Source organism: Thalassobaculum litoreum DSM 18839 (genome assembly GCF_900102465.1).
Lineage (GTDB): Bacteria > Pseudomonadota > Alphaproteobacteria > Thalassobaculales > Thalassobaculaceae > Thalassobaculum > Thalassobaculum litoreum.
The window spans coordinates 226,735-240,996 of sequence record NZ_FNBW01000004.1; the positions used below are offsets into that span (position 1 = coordinate 226,735).

Below are 14,262 nucleotides of genomic sequence, written 5' to 3' on the forward strand. Positions count from 1 at the left end.
GCAATGAGCTGGAACACCCGAGCGATGAAGATGGCCCTGGTGATGATTGGGCTGGTGACCGGGGCGCTGGCGGCACAGCCGGCGACCGCCGCTGAGCCGGAGCGGATCGGACGGAACGGCGACTGGACCGCCTTCACCCTGCCTCGGGGCGGCGGCAAGGTCTGTTACATGGCCTCTTCGCCGACCAAGGCCGAAGGCGACTACAGCCAACGCGGCGAGGTCTTCGCGCTCGTCACCAACGATCCGGGCGCCGACATCCGGGGCGAGGTCAGCATCGTGACCGGCTACACCTACCGCAAGGACAGCGAGGTCACCGTCCAGATCGGCGGCGCCACCTTCGAGATGTTCACCAGCGGCGACCGGGCCTGGACCCAGGGGCCGGAAGAGGACGGACCGCTGGTCCAGGCGATGGTGCGGGGCGTCGACATGGTGGTGAAGGGCGTCTCCTCGCGGGGCACGCTGACCACCGACACCTACTCGCTGAGCGGGTTCACCGCGACCAAGGCGCTGATCGACAAGGCCTGCCCGTAAGGCTCGCCGGGGCAGGCTTCTCACAGGACACTTGCGTTGCGCCGGTCTCGGCGCCATTTTGCGCCGCATGACACAAGCCGACATCACGACCGTCTCGGCCGAACGGGCCGCCGCGGACCTGCGCGCCTTCGCCGCGCGCGGGCCGATGCCGGCTGATGGGCGCGCCGACCTGATCGGGCTGGACCGCGCTGCCCTGACCGCGCTGTTCGCCGAGGCCGGCCTGCCGAAGTTCCGCGCGAACCAGGTCTGGCAGTGGATCTATCACAAGGGCGCGACCAGCTTCGACGGCATGACCAACCTGGCCAAGCCGCTGCGCCAGCAGCTGGCCGAGCGGTTCCGGATCTCGCGGCCGGCCGTGGCGACCCGCCAGGACAGCGTCGACGGCACCATCAAGTGGCTGATGCGCTTCGCCGACGGCAACGAGGCGGAGATGGTGTTCATCCCGGAGACGGAGCGCGGCACGCTGTGCATCTCCTCCCAGGTCGGCTGCACGCTGACCTGCTCGTTCTGCCATACCGGCACCCAGCGTCTGGTGCGCAACCTGACGGCGGGGGAGATCGTCGGCCAGGTGATGCTGGCGCTGGACGAGCTGGACGGCTTCCCGACCGCCGGGACCGACCGCCGGCTGACCAACATCGTGCTCATGGGCATGGGCGAGCCGCTGTACAATTTCGAGAACGTGGCCACCGCCCTGCGCGTGATCATGGACAACGAGGGCGTGGCCCTGTCGCGCCGGCGCATCACCCTGTCCACGTCCGGCGTGGTGCCGATGATGGAGCGCTGCGGCGATGAGATCGGCGTCAACCTGGCGATCTCCCTGCACGCGACCACCGACGACACCCGCGACATCCTGGTGCCGATCAACAAGAAGTGGCCGCTGCAGCAACTGCTGGACGCCTGCCGCACCTATCCCGGCGTGAACAACGCCCGGCGCATCACCTTCGAATACGTGATGCTGGAGGGGATCAACGACAGCGTCGAGGACGCCAAGCGGCTGGTCTCGCTGATCCGCGGCATTCCGGCGAAGATCAACCTGATCCCGTTCAACCCCTGGCCCGGCTCGAACTATGTCTGCTCCAGCGACGAGCAGATCGAGCGCTTTGCCCAGGTGGTGCTGAAGGCCGGCTATCCGTCTCCGGTGCGCACGCCGCGCGGCCGCGACATCCTCGCCGCCTGCGGCCAGCTCAAGAGCGAGAGCCGCAAGCAGACCCGGCGCGAATTGCGGGCCGAGGCGGCGGAATAAGTCAGCTCTCCGCGGAGTCCACTTCGGCGTCTTCCTTGCCCACCGTCCGGATCCAGTAGCCGGGGCCGTAGTCGGTGGTGATCGGCTTCATGGCGTCGACGATGCCGCCGCGCCGGGCCTCCAGAAGCTGGCGACCGATCGGCTGGAACAGGTTCTGCGGGCCGCCGGGGAACGGATCGCCCAGAGTTACCAGGATCGTACGCGGCGCCCGGAAGCGGTTGCGTTCCAGCATCTGGCGCACGGATTCCGTGGCATGGGGCACGTCGAGGCCGCCCAGATCCAGTTGGTATTCGGCGTCGTCGGGGCCGCTGATCAGGCCGTCCAGCAGGCGTTCCTCATCCATGATCTGGCTCTCTCGTGCTCGGTGGCGGGCATCGGGACCTCGCGATACAGATTCCGATGTCCGGGTACAACCGTTTTGGACTGGTTAAAAGTACTTGTGGAAAAGCATGAGAAACCGAGAGATTCGGAGTCATGGCAGTTGAAGCAAGGCCCCGTCGTCCTTACTTTATGCTGGTATGCCGGCTTGGGCCGGGGCAGATGGAGAGGTTCCTCATGAGTTTCGATCGTCAGACGATGTCGCGGTCACAAGCCGATGTCGCCCAATACGACGTCGGTCTGCGCCAGTACATGCTCGGCGTTTACAATCACATGGTCGCCGCGCTGGTCTTTACAGGGCTGATCGCGTTCGGCACCACGATGCTTGCCGTTCAGGACGGCATGCTGACCTCCTTCGGGCAGGCGATCTACGCGTCGCCGCTGAAGTGGGTGGTCATGCTGGCCCCGATCGGCATGGTCTTCCTGATTTCCGCGCGGGTCTCGAGCATGTCGCTCTCCGCCGCCCGGATCTCGTTCTATGTCTTCGCCGCGCTGATGGGGCTGTCGCTCTCGTCGGTGTTCCTCGTCTTCACCGGTGAGAGCATCGCACGGGTGTTCTTCATCACCGCCGCCGCCTTCGCCGGTCTGAGCCTCTACGGCTACACCACGAAGAAAGACCTGTCGGGTCTCGGCACCTTCGCGGTGATGGGCGTGTTCGGCGTGCTGATCGCCAGCATCGTGAACATCTTCCTGCAGTCCACGGCGCTGCAGTTCATCATCTCGGTCGCCGGTGTGCTGGTGTTCTCGATCCTGACCGCCTACGACACCCAGCGGATCAAGGAGATGTACAACGAGATCGACGCCTCCGACGTCGCCGGCAAGAAGGCGATCATGGGCGCGCTGACCCTGTATCTCGACTTCATCAACCTGTTCATGTTCCTGCTGCAGCTGTTCGGCAATCGCGAGTAGTCCTCGCGGCGGCCTCGGCCGCAGCCCGGCCAGGTAGCCTGGTCGGAGCGATCAGGTAAGAATGAACGGCCTCGTCGATTTCGGCGGGGCCGTTTGGTTTTGGTTAAGATCCGCCGTGTTAGGGTGGCAGCATTCGGCTGACTTCCCGGGGGCCATCGCTTAGTATCCCGCGTGCTCAGCAAGACCTGCCGAGAGGGGAGCAATGGCGCAGTCACTGTATGAGGTACACACGCTGAAGGGTGGCCAGTGGGTCATCGATTCGACGTACCCTGACAAGGACACCTCGATCGAGGTCGCCAAGCAGCTGCATGGCGAAAAGCGCTTCGAAGGCATCAAGGTCATCAAGGACACCTTCGATCCCAAGACCGGCCAGGGCAAGGAGCTGGTCGTCTTCGACACCTCCAAGGCCCCGAAGGAACGGTCGGCACCGCCGCCGCCCGCCGCCGCCAAGTCGGCAGAGGCGGCCGCCGCGGCCCCGGCAGCCGCCGCCCCGCGGGCGAAGAAGAAGCCGAAGAATCAGGACGTGTCGGTGGCGCTGAAGGCGACCGGCTGGCTGGTGGCCATCGTCATCGGCGGCCTTGGCGTGCTGTTCCTGATCAACAAGGCGGGGGCGTTGTTCTCCAAGGGCTTCTGAGCCCCGCCCCGTTCAGGGCCACGCGACCTTGTCGGTGCGCACCATCCCGCTTTCCTGAAAGTACGAATCGTAGTCCGTCGGCGGTCCGGCCAGGGCGTGGATCAGCCGGACCAGGCTGAACTGCGCCGTCGGCACGTTGATCGGCGGGTCCCAGGAGACCGGCAGCGGCAACAGGCAGCGATGGCGGTCGACGCTGACGATCGTCTCGCGATGTACCAGCCGACCTTCGTAGAAGATATCCAGATACAGCGTCCGGGCGTTCTCCCGGGCGAATGGGTGGCCCGGCGGCAGCTCGAAGGCGGCCTGGTCGACCAGTCCGTAAGCCATGGTGATGGCGACGTCCGGCGCATAGGTGAATGAGACCAGATGCTCGTCGACGAGAAGCTGCTCGCGCTTGCCGGTCTCGTCGAGGATCTCGGTGAAGCGGTGGCGCAGGGTCGGCCGGAAGATGGTCTGCCAGTCGGCCACCTTGCTGGAAGCGATCGTCGCCAGGAGTTCCCGGATCTGCATGTCGCCGATGCGCCCGTCGGTGTCAGGTGGTTTCGAGCCGGGTGTCGTGCGGATCCCGCTTGGGCCATTCCGGCAGCTTGCGGCCGGTGACCTCCTCCAGGGTGGTGCGGGCGTTCTCGATGATCATCCGCGATTTTGCCGAGATGCGGTCGCAGCCCTGGATGGCGGCGACGACCTCCGGCTGGCAGACGATCAGCATCAGTTCCTCCATGCTTTCGCTGAGATCGACCGAGCCGGCGATGATCCGGGCGTTGCCGTCGCGTTCATCCGCCGCACCGGTCCAGGACATGGTGCCGATCTGCGAGGGGTTGGCGCCCCGCCGATAGGACCAGAGCTCGCCGTTCGGGCGCATCTTCCAGGGACCGGGCGTATAGCGTGGCACGTTGCATCCTCCCTCGCGGTTCCGGCAATCGTAGAGCGCGGGGGGCCTGGGCTCAATCGCCCAGGGGAATGCGCTTCAGCTCGCCTCGGCGGGCTTGGTCAGGCTCTCCGCCGTCGCGGTCAGCCGTTCCATCTCCCAGTCGGAGATCCGGAAGGCCCAGGTCTCGGTCTGCTCGCGGTGCTTCTCGGCCAGGGCGCGCGCCTCCTCCGGAGCACCCGACGGCACCGTGATGCGCACCCGCATCCAGCGGGTCGGCGCCTCGGCGCCGTCCGCCGATGGGGCTTCGGCGAACTCGGCGGTGTAGAGGATGCCGTCCCGGGTGGTGAACTCGGCATGCCCCAGGGCCGGATCGAAGGTCAGCCCGTCGGCGGTGCGCACGTCGTCGAACATCAGCTTGTCGAGGACGGTCGCGGCGTTGTTGACAGCATACTGGGAGTCGACCGTCCGGCCGTCGGGCAGGTCGACGATCCGGAAGTCGCGGCCGTCGGCCGACACCCGCTCCAGCTCGGTGCGCACGCCCGTATCGGTGACCAGCAGCGCCCGGCGGATCGAGGCCTGAGGCACGTCGACCACCTCGCGGAACAGCCAGAGCGGCGCCTTGCCCTTGATCTCCAGGGAGCCCTCGGCCAGGTAGGTCTGGGTCTCGTCGGTGCGGCGCACATAGACCATGGGATCGCCGCCGGAGAGGCTTTCCCGGCGTTTGCCCACATGGAGGTCCACCAGGGTCTCGCCGTCGGCGGTGGTGATCACCAGCCGCGAGGCCTTCGAGCCCTCCTGGGCGACGTCGCGCAGCTCGAGCCGGTCGAACCGTCCCGGATCGGCGGTCTTGCGCTCGATCAGCTCGAGCTGGCCGATATCGAACAGCAGCTTGCGCATGGTATCGGTGCGGGCCGGGTAACCGTCGCGCTGCTGCAGGATCCAGCCGTCGCCGGTGCGCACGATGGAGATGGTGCCGTCCTCGTTGTCCTCGGCCCGGATCACCTCGATCTGGTGGACCTCGGACGCGCGGCGGTCGAACTCCGGATACAGCGTTTCCGCCTGGACCTCGGTGCGGACCTCCGACAGCCGGTCGACCATCGCCACCGCCGCGCCGATCGCGGTCAGCAGGGTCAGGGATCCGAGCAGGGTGACGGTGCGTCGGGTGATCATCGCAGCCTCCTCACGCGCCGGCGTCGGCGGTTTCGATCCGCCGCCGGCGCCGTCTTGCACGGATCACGGACAGGGCAAGGGCGAACAGCGCCACCAGGATCGGCATCAGCGCGATGTTGATGAACTGCAGCTCGCGCTCCAGCCGCTCCACGTCGGAGCGCAGGGAAGCCTGGACGCCCCGCAGCTCGCTGCGGATCCGCAGCACGTCGCCCTGGAGCTGGCGCATGGTCGCCTGCTCCTCCTCGCTGAGCGCCACCGGACCGCCGGTCGACCCGTCACGCTCGCGCAGGCCGCGCAGCTTCTTCTGGGTCTCCTCCAGGGTGTTGCGCAGCTCCTGCTCCTTCGCCTGGTAGGTGCGGTCGGCGTCGCGCTTGAGCGTCTCCATCACCTCGAAGGGACGGTAGGTGCTGCCCTGGCCCCGCAGGTCCAGCAGGGCCGACGAGCCGGTCATGGCGTCCAGCGCGTTGGCGACGAAGTCGCCGTTGCCGGCCCCCGGGACCGCGACCCGCTGACCCTGGAAGTTCTGGTAGTTGACCCAGAACCGGTCGTCCAGCAGGTCGGTATCGGCGATCACCATCACGTCGATCGGGCCGGCCGACGCCTCGCGGACCACGTCGAAATCGTGGCGCAGCTCGGGATTGCCGCCCTCCACCGCTTCCGGCTGGCCGTCGGGAAACGCCGTCGGCACCTCGCCGGTCAGCGTCCCGGCGATGACGAAGCGCTCCGGCCCGGCCCGGTACTGGTTGAGCAGCGCCTGCGGGTTGGGGCGCTGGGTCGCCACCTGCTTCACGTCGAACAGGGTGGAGCCGGGGCTGGAGGTCAGCAGCGGCTCCAGCGTGAGCGGCGAGCCTTCCTTGAGCTTCAGGTAGCCCGCACTGGCCACGGCCACGCTGTCCACCTGGGCGGTGATCGGCGAGTCGCCGTCGAGGTTCGGTCCGCGCAGCAGCAGCCACGGCACGTAGGTGACGTAGCCGGTGCCGGTCGCATTGCCGACCCGTCGGCCGGCGAAGCGGTCGGCGACGACCTTGTCGGTCGGCATCTCCAGACCCCAGGCCTCGAACATCTCGTCGAGCGAGCTGGCGGCGCCGTTGACCGGCCCGTTCGCGGCCTGCCAGCCGTCCGCCTCGGAATAGGGGTCGACGAAGATCACCGCCTTGCCGCCGCCCAGGATGTACTGGTCGATGGCGAAGCGGGTGCGCTCGGGCAGGGTCTTGGGATGGATCACCATCAGGATCGAGATGTCGTCGGGGATGACCTCGACCTCCTCGTCCAGTTCCTCGACCTCCAGGACCTCCTCGATCCGGGTGGTCACCAGGGCCGGCGGAAGCTGCTCCGGCCGGCCGCCCTGGCCCATGCGCACGTCCATGGTGATCTTCTTGTTGCCGAGGATGCCGACCTTGCCGGTCGTGCCCGTCGACAGGGCGTAGATCATCTTGGTGATGTCGTATTCGAGGAAGGCTTCGCGGTCCGGCTGGAAGAACGCCACCTGCTCCACGTCGTCGGTGGTGTTGGTGCCGACCAGGCCGAAGAACACGTTGCCGTCGACCCCTTCCAGGGCGACCGACTGCAGGCCGTAGGAGACCGCGCGGTCCTCCACCGGGGTGAAGGGCTCGGGGTCGTAGATCTCCAGCACGATCTTGCCGCGCGAGCGGTCGGCGTATTCCTGCAGCATGTCGCGCACCCGCTCGGCGTAAACGCCGTAGGTCGGGTACTGGCTGCCCAGCCGCTTGGAGTAATAGAACTGCAGGGTGATCGGCTCCTCGAGCTGGCTCAGCACCCGCTCGGTGGCGGGCGACAGGGAGAACAGCTGATCCTCCGTCAGATCGACCCGGTAGCTGGTCAGCGAGAAGGCGGCCAGCACGTTGATCGACACGAACAGGGCGGCCAGCAGGAACAGCGCGATCGCCGTCAGCCGGTTCTGCGGTGCGGGTCGGGCCTTCTTGGCCTTGGTGCCGGCGGCGGGGGCGTCGACGGTAGCCATGGTCATTCCGCCTTCTTCAGGTCGACGATCAGCGCATTGGCGGCCAGCGCCAGCACGATCACGGAGGCGAAGAAGATCGCGTCGCGCAGGTCGATGACGCCGCGGGCGATCGACTGGAAGTGGGTCAGGAAGCCGAAGCCGGACACGATGTCGACCACGGTAGCCGGCAGGAACGACCGGATCGCGTCGAGCACCACGTTGGAGCCGGCCAGGGTGAACACGAACAGCACCGCCGTCGTCACCACGAAGGCGATGACCTGGTTCTTGGTGGTGGCCGAGATCATCGAGCCGACCGCCAGAAAGGCGCCGGCCATCAGCAGGCTGCCGATATAGGAGGCGGCGATCACCCCGTTATCCGGATTGCCGAGCTGGTTCACCGTGATCCACAGCGGGAAGGTGAGCGCCAGCGCGATGCCGGTGAAGATCCAGGCGGCCAGATACTTGCCGACCACCGCCTCGACCATGGTCACCGGCAGGGTCAGGAACAGCTCGATCGTGCCGGTCCGCCGCTCCTCCGCCCACAGGCGCATGGAGAGTGCCGGCACTAGGAACAGGTAGAGCCAGGGATGGAAGGTGAAGAACGGCTGCAGGTCGGCCTGCCCCCGGTCCATCCAGCCGCCGACGAAGAACGTCATCGCCCCGGCCAGGATCAGGAAGATGACGATGAAGATATAGGCCAGCGGCGTGGCGAAATACGCCTTCAGCTCGCGCGCCGTCACCAGCCAGACGTTGCGTCCGGTCCTAGACATTGGCCGTCACCTCCCGGAATACGTCGTCCAGATTGCCGCTGGTCGAGCGGCCGCGCAGCTCGGCCGGGGTGCCGTCGGCGACGATCCGGCCGCGGGCGATGATCACCGCGCGGGTGCAGACCGCGTCGACCTCCTCCAGGATGTGGGTGGAGATCACGATCGCCTTGGTCGCGGCCATCTCCTTGATCAGCTTGCGGACCTCGAACTTCTGGTTCGGATCCAGGCCGTCGGTCGGCTCGTCCAGAATCAGCACCGGCGGATTGTGCAGCAGCGCCTGGGCCAGGCCGACCCGGCGCTTGAAGCCCTTGGACAGGGTCTCTATCGGCTGGTGCGCCACTTCCTTGAGCTGGGTCTTGGCCATGGCGTCGGCCACCCGCTCCCCCCGCTCGGCCCCGTCGAAGCCGCGGATGGCGCCGATGAAGTCCAGGAAGGCCAGGACCGTCATGTCGGGATAGGCCGGCGCGCCTTCCGGCAGGTAGCCGATGGCGCTCTTCGCGGCGATCGGATGGCTCAGCACGTTGTGGCCGCAGACGATGGCGGTGCCGGCATCGGGCGCCAGGAAGCCGCAGATCATCTTCATCGTGGTCGACTTGCCGGCGCCGTTGGGGCCGAGAAAGCCCAGGACCTCGCCCTGCTCCAACTCGAAACTGAGGCCGTCGACCGCGGTCTTGCGGGCATTCGCCGGGCCGAAGCTCTTATGCAGTCCGCGCACGGACAACGCTGTCGTCATGGGACGCTCATCTGATGTGCGTGACGTAACCGATGGTTGGGTCCGTCATTTATCGAAATTACAGCGAAATTCAAGACATTAGGCTATTGTCGCCGGGTGGCGGGAGCAGACGGATGACGGCAATCGACATGCAGCGGCGGAGCGGTCGTCCGGAGCGGCGCATTTCCTGGTCCCCCATCATCTCCCGAATCCGGCTCTACACGGGCCTCGTACTGTTCACATACGTGAGCGCACACTTGGCGAATCATGTGGCGGGATTGTGGTCGCTCGCCGCCCTGGATGCCGGGCTCGCGCTGATCGCGTCCGTCGTCCGCACCCAGGCCGTCTCAATCCTGCTCTATGGCAGCGTCCTGCTGCACATGCTGATCGCGCTGCGGGCGATCTACTACCGCGACTCGCTGAAGGCCATGGCGGTGCCGGAGGTGGTGCAGCTCGCCCTCGGCCTGACCATCCCGCTGCTGGTGCTGCGCCACGTCCTGAGCAACCGGCTGATGCACGAGCTCTACGGCCTCAGCGACGACCATACCTGGGTGCTGCTGAACCTGTGGGTCTTCGATCCGGTGGGGGCGGTAAACCAGTCGGCGGCGGTGCTGGTCGCCTGGGCCCATGGTTGCGTCGGCCTGCATCTCTGGCTGCGCTTTGCCGCCTGGTACGACCGGGCGAAGTCCTGGCTGCTGTCGGCGGCGGTGTTGCTGCCTGCCCTGTCGCTGGCCGGATTCGTCGCCGCCGGAATGACGGTGGTGGACCTGGCGGCGACCCCGGGCTGGCTGCCGCTCGCCGTCGGCTCCGCCAATCTGCCGGACAACGCGACCATCGCCGCCTGGCTGCTGCGGTTCGATCAGATCAAGGCGGGCTATGCGAGCGTGGTGATGTTCGCCTTCGCCGCGCGTTGGGTGCGCCTGGCGCTGCACCGGCGCAGCCAGGGGGTGCGGGTCGGTTACGGCGCCGGCCGGTCGGTGCAGGCGATTCGCGGCATGACCCTGCTCGATGTCAGCCGCATGCACGGCATCCCGCATGCGTCGGTCTGCGGCGGGCGCGGGCGCTGCTCGACCTGCCGGGTGCGGATCTCGCGCGGGCTGGAGAACATGCCGGCGCCCGACGATGCGGAAGCGAAGGTGCTGCACCGGATCTCCGCCCCGCCGAATGTGCGGCTCGCCTGCCAGGCCCGGGTGGTCGACGACCTGGAGATCACGCCGCTGCTGCCGCCGCATAATACGGGGCTGGCGGAGACGAGGGGCGGGCCGAGCTACCTGCAGGGCCGAGAGCTGGAGATCGCGGTGCTGTTCGCCGATATCCGTGGCTTCACCACCCTGTCGGAGGAGCGGTTGCCCTATGACGTGGTGTTCATCCTGAACCGGTACTTCGCCGAGATGGGGGCGGCGATCGAGGGCGCCGGCGGCCGGATCGACAAGTTCATCGGCGACGGGATCATGGCGCTGTTCGGGGTGAACGGCGACCCGGAGGAGGGCGCGCGCCAGGCGGTGGCGGCGGCGCGCGACATGGCCCGGCGGCTGGTCGATCTGAACGAATCCCTGGCCGGAGACCTGGAAACGCCGCTGCGCATCGGCATCGGCCTGCATCTCGGCACGGCCATTGTCGGCGAGATGGGCTACGGGCGGGTGCGTGGGGTGACGGCGGTCGGCGACACGGTGAACACGGCCAGCCGGCTGGAGGCCCTGACCAAGGATTTCGGCGCCCAGCTCATCGTGTCGGCGGCGCTGGCGCGGGCGTCGGGCGTGGCCTTTGGCAGCTATCCGACCCATGAGATCGAGGTGCGGGGACGGGATCAGGCGATGGTGATCCACACGGTGGCCGATGCGACCGAGCTGGGGGTGTAGGGGACCTCGCCGCTTCTCTCCACTCAACCCGTCTCCCCGGCCTCGTGCCGGGGCCCAGGGTGACGCTTGCCGGAACGCTTCGGAACCCTCCCGGGAGATCCAGTCGCCCCGCTCCCGGATCCCGGCGCAAGGCCGGGAAGACGATTCGGTCAGACATGATCTGTCCAAAGAGACTGTGTCGTCCGGTCCTTCGACACGCCCCGGCTCATCGCCGGGCTGCTCAGGGTGAGGTCTCTAGAGCAGCACCTTGGACTTAGGTTCGGGGGACGTGTCGAAGGGCCGGCGATCGGCGACCGAAGATCCCGATCAAACGACTGCTACCCGGCCCGCTTCCACGTGGTTCCACCGGCGCCGTCTTCCAGTTCGATGCCGCGGGCCTTCAGGTCGTCGCGGATGCGGTCCGCCTCGGCGAAGTTCTTGTCCTTGCGGGCCTCGATGCGGGCGGCGATCAGGGCCTCTATCTCTTCCACGTCGTCGCCGGCCTCGCCCTTGAACCAGGCGTCGGTGTCGCCCTGGAGCAGGCCGAGGAGCTCGCCCCAGACCAGCAGCTTGCCCATCAGCTCCGGGATCTGCCGGCTGCGATGATGATCGAGCGCGATGTTCAGCTCCCGTGCCACCTGGTGCAGCGCGCCGATGGCCAGCGGCGTGTTCAGGTCGTCGCACAGGGCGGCCAGCACCGGGTTGTCGTTGCGGTCGAGGTTCCAGTCCGGATAGTGCCCGTCATTGGCCGCCCGGTGCAGGGCGCCGTACAGTTTGTCGAGCTGGGTCTTTGCTTCCTTCAACCCGGCCTTGGAGAAGTCCAGCGGCTGGCGGTAATGGGCCGAGAGCAGCAGCAGCCGGACCGCCTCGCCCGGCCATTCCTGGAGCATGTCGTGGACGGTGTAGAAGTTGCCCAGCGACTTCGACATCTTCTCGCCTTCGACCGTCACGAAGCCGTTATGCATCCAGTAATTCGCCATGGTCGCGTGGCCGAAGGCGCAGCGGGTCTGGGCGATCTCGTTCTCATGGTGCGGGAAGATCAGGTCGAGCCCGCCGCCATGGATGTCGAACACCTCGCCCAGATGCTCCGCCGCCATGGCCGAGCATTCGATGTGCCAGCCCGGCCGGCCGCGGCCCCAGGGGCTGTCCCATCCGGGCTGGTCGTCGGCGCTCGGCTTCCACAGCACAAAATCGGCCGGGTCGCGCTTGTACGGGGCGACGTCGACCCGGGCGCCGGCGATCATCTCGTCCCGGTCGCGGCGCGAGAGCTGACCGTAATCCGTCATCGACGGCACGTTGAACAGCACGTGGCCGTCCGCCGCATAGGCGTGGCCGCGCTCGATCAGCCGCTCGGCCAGGGCGATCATCTGGCCCACATGCCCGGTGGCGCGGGGCTGCACGTCCGGCCTGTTCACGCCGATGGCGGCCATGTCGGCGTTGTAGATCTCCGTCGTCTCGTGCGTCAGCGCCTCGATCGCCACGCCGCGCTCCTTGGCACGGGTCATGATCTTGTCGTCGATATCGGTGATGTTGGCGACGTGGGTCACATGCTCGGCACCGTAGAGGTCGCGCAGCACGCGGATCAGCACGTCGAACACCACGGCGGGGCGGGCGTTGCCCACATGGGCGTAGTCGTAGACCGTCGGGCCGCAGACATAGACGCGCACGTTCGACGGGTCGATCGGGGTGAAGACCTGCTTCTCGCGCAGGAGCGTGTTGGTGATCTTGAGATCCATGTCTCGGACTCCGGTGGGTCTGGTTCAGGCTGTCGGCGGGCGCGAAAGCGCAGGCGCGATCAGCGACAGACCTCGGCCGTCGTGTAGAACGCTGTGCCGATCGACGTGAGCGGGCGGCGCGCGAACATGGATTCCTCTCGGTTAAGCGGTTTCGCCGCGCAGCCTGGAGACGATCCGCGCGCGGCCCATGAGAGGTAACAGATCGCCGAGTTCCGGTCCACGTTCTCGTGCCGTGAGCGCCTTGCGCAGCGGCATGAACAGGCCCTTGCCCTTGCGGCCGGTCTCCGCCTTCAGCGTGCCGGTCCAGGCCCCCCAGGTCTCGGCGGTCGGCTCGCCCTGCGGCAGCAGGTCGGCGGCCGTCGCGCAGAACTCGGCGTCCTCCTCGGCGATCACCGGCACGATCGGGGCGCCGACGACCACCCACCACTCGCCGGCCTCGGCCAGCTTGGCGATGTTGCCGCGGATCGCGGTCCAGAACGCCTCCCCACCTTCCACGCCGAGATCGGCGAGGCGGCTGGCGACATCGCCATAGGCCGTCTCGTGCAGGATCTTGGCGTTCATCTGCGCCAGCTCGGCCGGGTCGAAACGCGGGGTGGCGCGGCCGTAGCGGGTGATGTCGAAACCGTCGACGAGCTGATCCAGCGCCGTGGCGGCCACCACCTCATTGGTGCCGAGCCCGGCGAGCAGGGAGTTGATCGCCATCGCCTCCAGACCGTCGGTCTCGCGCAGGTCCTGCAGGCTCAGGCTGCCGAGGCGCTTGGACAGGCCGGCGCCGTCGGCGCCGACGATCAGCGAGGTGTGGCCCAGCACCGGCGGCTCCGCACCCAGCGCGCGGAACAGTTGGATCTGGGTGGCGGAGTTGGTGACGTGGTCCTCGCCCCGGATGATGTGGGTGACGCCGAACTCGATATCGTCGACCACCGAGGCCATCGAATAGACCGGCGATCCGTCCGCGCGGATCAGCACCGGGTCGGACTGCGACGCCATGTCCTGCCGGCTCTCGCCGCGCACCAGGTCGTCCCAGGCGACCACCTCATGGTCGAGCTTGAAGCGCCAGTGCGGCCGGATGCCGGATGCTTCCTTGGCGGCCTTCTCCGCGTCGCTCAGGGACAGGGCGGCGCGATCGTAGACGGGGGGCTTGCCGGCGGAGAGCTGCTGCTTGCGTTTCAGCGCCAGCTCCTCGGCACTCTCGTAGCAGGGATAGAGCCGACCCATCTCCCGCAGCCGTTCGGCCTCGGCGGCGTAGCGGTCGAGCCGGTCGGACTGGCGGGCGAACAGGTCCCAGGCGAGGCCGAGCCAGTTCAGGTCGCGCTCGATTTTCTTGGCGAACTCGGCGGTGCTGCGCTCGGTGTCGGTGTCGTCGGAGCGCAGCATGAACTCGCCGCCCTGGGCGCGGGCGAACAGCCAGTTGATCAGCGCCTGGCGGGTATTTCCCACATGCAGAAGCCCCGTCGGGCTCGGCGCGAAACGGACGCGTACGGTCATGATGTCCCCGTTGGGTCGGTTTGCCGAG

At 67.5% G+C, this 14,262-nt stretch carries 14 protein-coding genes; 5 read left to right on the forward strand and 9 right to left on the reverse strand.

Annotation, left to right across the window (positions count from 1 at the left end; genetic code table 11):
* Window positions 1-3 precede the first annotated feature (3 nt).
* Window positions 4-531, forward strand: coding sequence for an invasion associated locus B family protein (locus tag BLS34_RS08280; RefSeq protein ID WP_093149543.1), 528 nt, complete (start codon window positions 4-6; stop codon window positions 529-531).
* A gap of 67 nt (window positions 532-598) precedes the next feature.
* Window positions 599-1,774: a dual-specificity RNA methyltransferase RlmN gene (rlmN, locus tag BLS34_RS08285; protein WP_028793363.1), complete on the forward strand. Its 1,176-nt coding sequence runs from the start codon at window positions 599-601 to the stop codon at window positions 1,772-1,774.
* Between the two features lies 1 nt (window position 1,775).
* On the opposite strand, the gene BLS34_RS08290 is transcribed toward rlmN, so the two are convergent.
* Entirely contained in the window at window positions 1,776-2,117 is a 342-nt protein-coding gene (locus tag BLS34_RS08290; protein ID WP_051244062.1) for a hypothetical protein, read from the reverse strand.
* A 212-nt stretch (window positions 2,118-2,329) separates the two neighbouring features.
* On the opposite strand from BLS34_RS08290, the gene BLS34_RS08295 reads away from it, so the two are divergent.
* Both BLS34_RS08295 and BLS34_RS25830 read left to right on the forward strand, forming a co-directional pair.
* Window positions 2,330-3,061, forward strand: coding sequence for a Bax inhibitor-1/YccA family protein (locus BLS34_RS08295; RefSeq protein WP_093149545.1), 732 nt, complete (start codon window positions 2,330-2,332; stop codon window positions 3,059-3,061).
* Between the two features lie 202 nt (window positions 3,062-3,263).
* Complete coding sequence (locus BLS34_RS25830) at window positions 3,264-3,695, forward strand: hypothetical protein (protein ID WP_028793366.1); 432 nt, start codon at window positions 3,264-3,266, stop codon at window positions 3,693-3,695.
* 12 nt (window positions 3,696-3,707) lie between these two features.
* Here the strand turns inward: BLS34_RS25830 and BLS34_RS08305 are convergent, their stop codons facing one another.
* From BLS34_RS08305 to BLS34_RS08330, 6 genes are all read right to left on the reverse strand, one after another.
* Complete coding sequence (locus tag BLS34_RS08305) at window positions 3,708-4,205, reverse strand: hypothetical protein (RefSeq protein WP_028793367.1); 498 nt, start codon at window positions 4,203-4,205, stop codon at window positions 3,708-3,710.
* Window positions 4,206-4,227: 22 nt separating this feature from the next.
* The gene (locus BLS34_RS08310; RefSeq protein ID WP_028793368.1) at window positions 4,228-4,587 is read right to left on the reverse strand and encodes a hypothetical protein; all 360 of its coding nucleotides are present in this window, start codon (window positions 4,585-4,587) and stop codon (window positions 4,228-4,230) included.
* A gap of 75 nt (window positions 4,588-4,662) precedes the next feature.
* Entirely contained in the window at window positions 4,663-5,736 is a 1,074-nt protein-coding gene (locus BLS34_RS08315; protein ID WP_093149548.1) for a DUF4340 domain-containing protein, read from the reverse strand.
* 10 nt (window positions 5,737-5,746) lie between these two features.
* Window positions 5,747-7,723: a GldG family protein gene (locus tag BLS34_RS08320; RefSeq protein ID WP_093149550.1), complete on the reverse strand. Its 1,977-nt coding sequence runs from the start codon at window positions 7,721-7,723 to the stop codon at window positions 5,747-5,749.
* Window positions 7,720-8,466: an ABC transporter permease subunit gene (locus BLS34_RS08325; protein WP_038013678.1), complete on the reverse strand. Its 747-nt coding sequence runs from the start codon at window positions 8,464-8,466 to the stop codon at window positions 7,720-7,722. Before BLS34_RS08325 ends, BLS34_RS08320 begins: the two co-directional genes overlap by 4 nt.
* The gene (locus tag BLS34_RS08330) at window positions 8,459-9,196 is read right to left on the reverse strand and encodes an ABC transporter ATP-binding protein (RefSeq protein ID WP_028793372.1); all 738 of its coding nucleotides are present in this window, start codon (window positions 9,194-9,196) and stop codon (window positions 8,459-8,461) included. Before BLS34_RS08330 ends, BLS34_RS08325 begins: the two co-directional genes overlap by 8 nt.
* A gap of 236 nt (window positions 9,197-9,432) precedes the next feature.
* Here BLS34_RS08330 and BLS34_RS08335 point away from each other — a divergent pair, with 236 nt between their 5' ends.
* The gene (locus tag BLS34_RS08335) at window positions 9,433-11,034 is read left to right on the forward strand and encodes an adenylate/guanylate cyclase domain-containing protein (RefSeq protein ID WP_139189162.1); all 1,602 of its coding nucleotides are present in this window, start codon (window positions 9,433-9,435) and stop codon (window positions 11,032-11,034) included.
* 317 nt (window positions 11,035-11,351) lie between these two features.
* On the opposite strand, the gene cysS is transcribed toward BLS34_RS08335, so the two are convergent.
* Together cysS and gltX are read right to left on the reverse strand one after the other, a co-directional pair.
* A complete protein-coding gene (gene cysS, locus BLS34_RS08340; RefSeq protein WP_093149554.1) occupies window positions 11,352-12,749 on the reverse strand; it encodes a cysteine--tRNA ligase in 1,398 nt (465 codons plus the stop codon).
* Window positions 12,750-12,890: 141 nt separating this feature from the next.
* Window positions 12,891-14,234 carry a glutamate--tRNA ligase gene (gltX, locus tag BLS34_RS08345; RefSeq protein WP_093149556.1) on the reverse strand — a complete coding sequence of 448 codons (1,344 nt, stop codon included), beginning with the start codon at window positions 14,232-14,234 and terminating at the stop codon, window positions 12,891-12,893.
* Between the last annotated feature and the right edge of the window lie 28 nt (window positions 14,235-14,262).

Bases quoted from the DNA above. Each gene is read 5' to 3' on its own strand.
- gltX (WP_093149556.1), bottom strand. From the start codon at position 14,234: ATGACCGTACGCGTCCGTTTCGCGCCGAGCCCGACGGGGCTTCTGCAT.
- BLS34_RS08290 (WP_051244062.1), bottom strand. From the start codon at position 2,117: ATGGATGAGGAACGCCTGCTGGACGGCCTGATCAGCGGCCCCGACGAC.
- BLS34_RS08320 (WP_093149550.1), bottom strand. From the start codon at position 7,723: ATGACCATGGCTACCGTCGACGCCCCCGCCGCCGGCACCAAGGCCAAG.
- BLS34_RS08280 (WP_093149543.1), top strand. From the start codon at position 4: ATGAGCTGGAACACCCGAGCGATGAAGATGGCCCTGGTGATGATTGGG.
- BLS34_RS08315 (WP_093149548.1), bottom strand. From the start codon at position 5,736: ATGATCACCCGACGCACCGTCACCCTGCTCGGATCCCTGACCCTGCTG.
- BLS34_RS08305 (WP_028793367.1), bottom strand. From the start codon at position 4,205: ATGCAGATCCGGGAACTCCTGGCGACGATCGCTTCCAGCAAGGTGGCC.
- cysS (WP_093149554.1), bottom strand. From the start codon at position 12,749: ATGGATCTCAAGATCACCAACACGCTCCTGCGCGAGAAGCAGGTCTTC.
- BLS34_RS08330 (WP_028793372.1), bottom strand. From the start codon at position 9,196: ATGACGACAGCGTTGTCCGTGCGCGGACTGCATAAGAGCTTCGGCCCG.
- BLS34_RS25830 (WP_028793366.1), top strand. From the start codon at position 3,264: ATGGCGCAGTCACTGTATGAGGTACACACGCTGAAGGGTGGCCAGTGG.
- BLS34_RS08325 (WP_038013678.1), bottom strand. From the start codon at position 8,466: ATGTCTAGGACCGGACGCAACGTCTGGCTGGTGACGGCGCGCGAGCTG.
- rlmN (WP_028793363.1), top strand. From the start codon at position 599: ATGACACAAGCCGACATCACGACCGTCTCGGCCGAACGGGCCGCCGCG.
- BLS34_RS08295 (WP_093149545.1), top strand. From the start codon at position 2,330: ATGAGTTTCGATCGTCAGACGATGTCGCGGTCACAAGCCGATGTCGCC.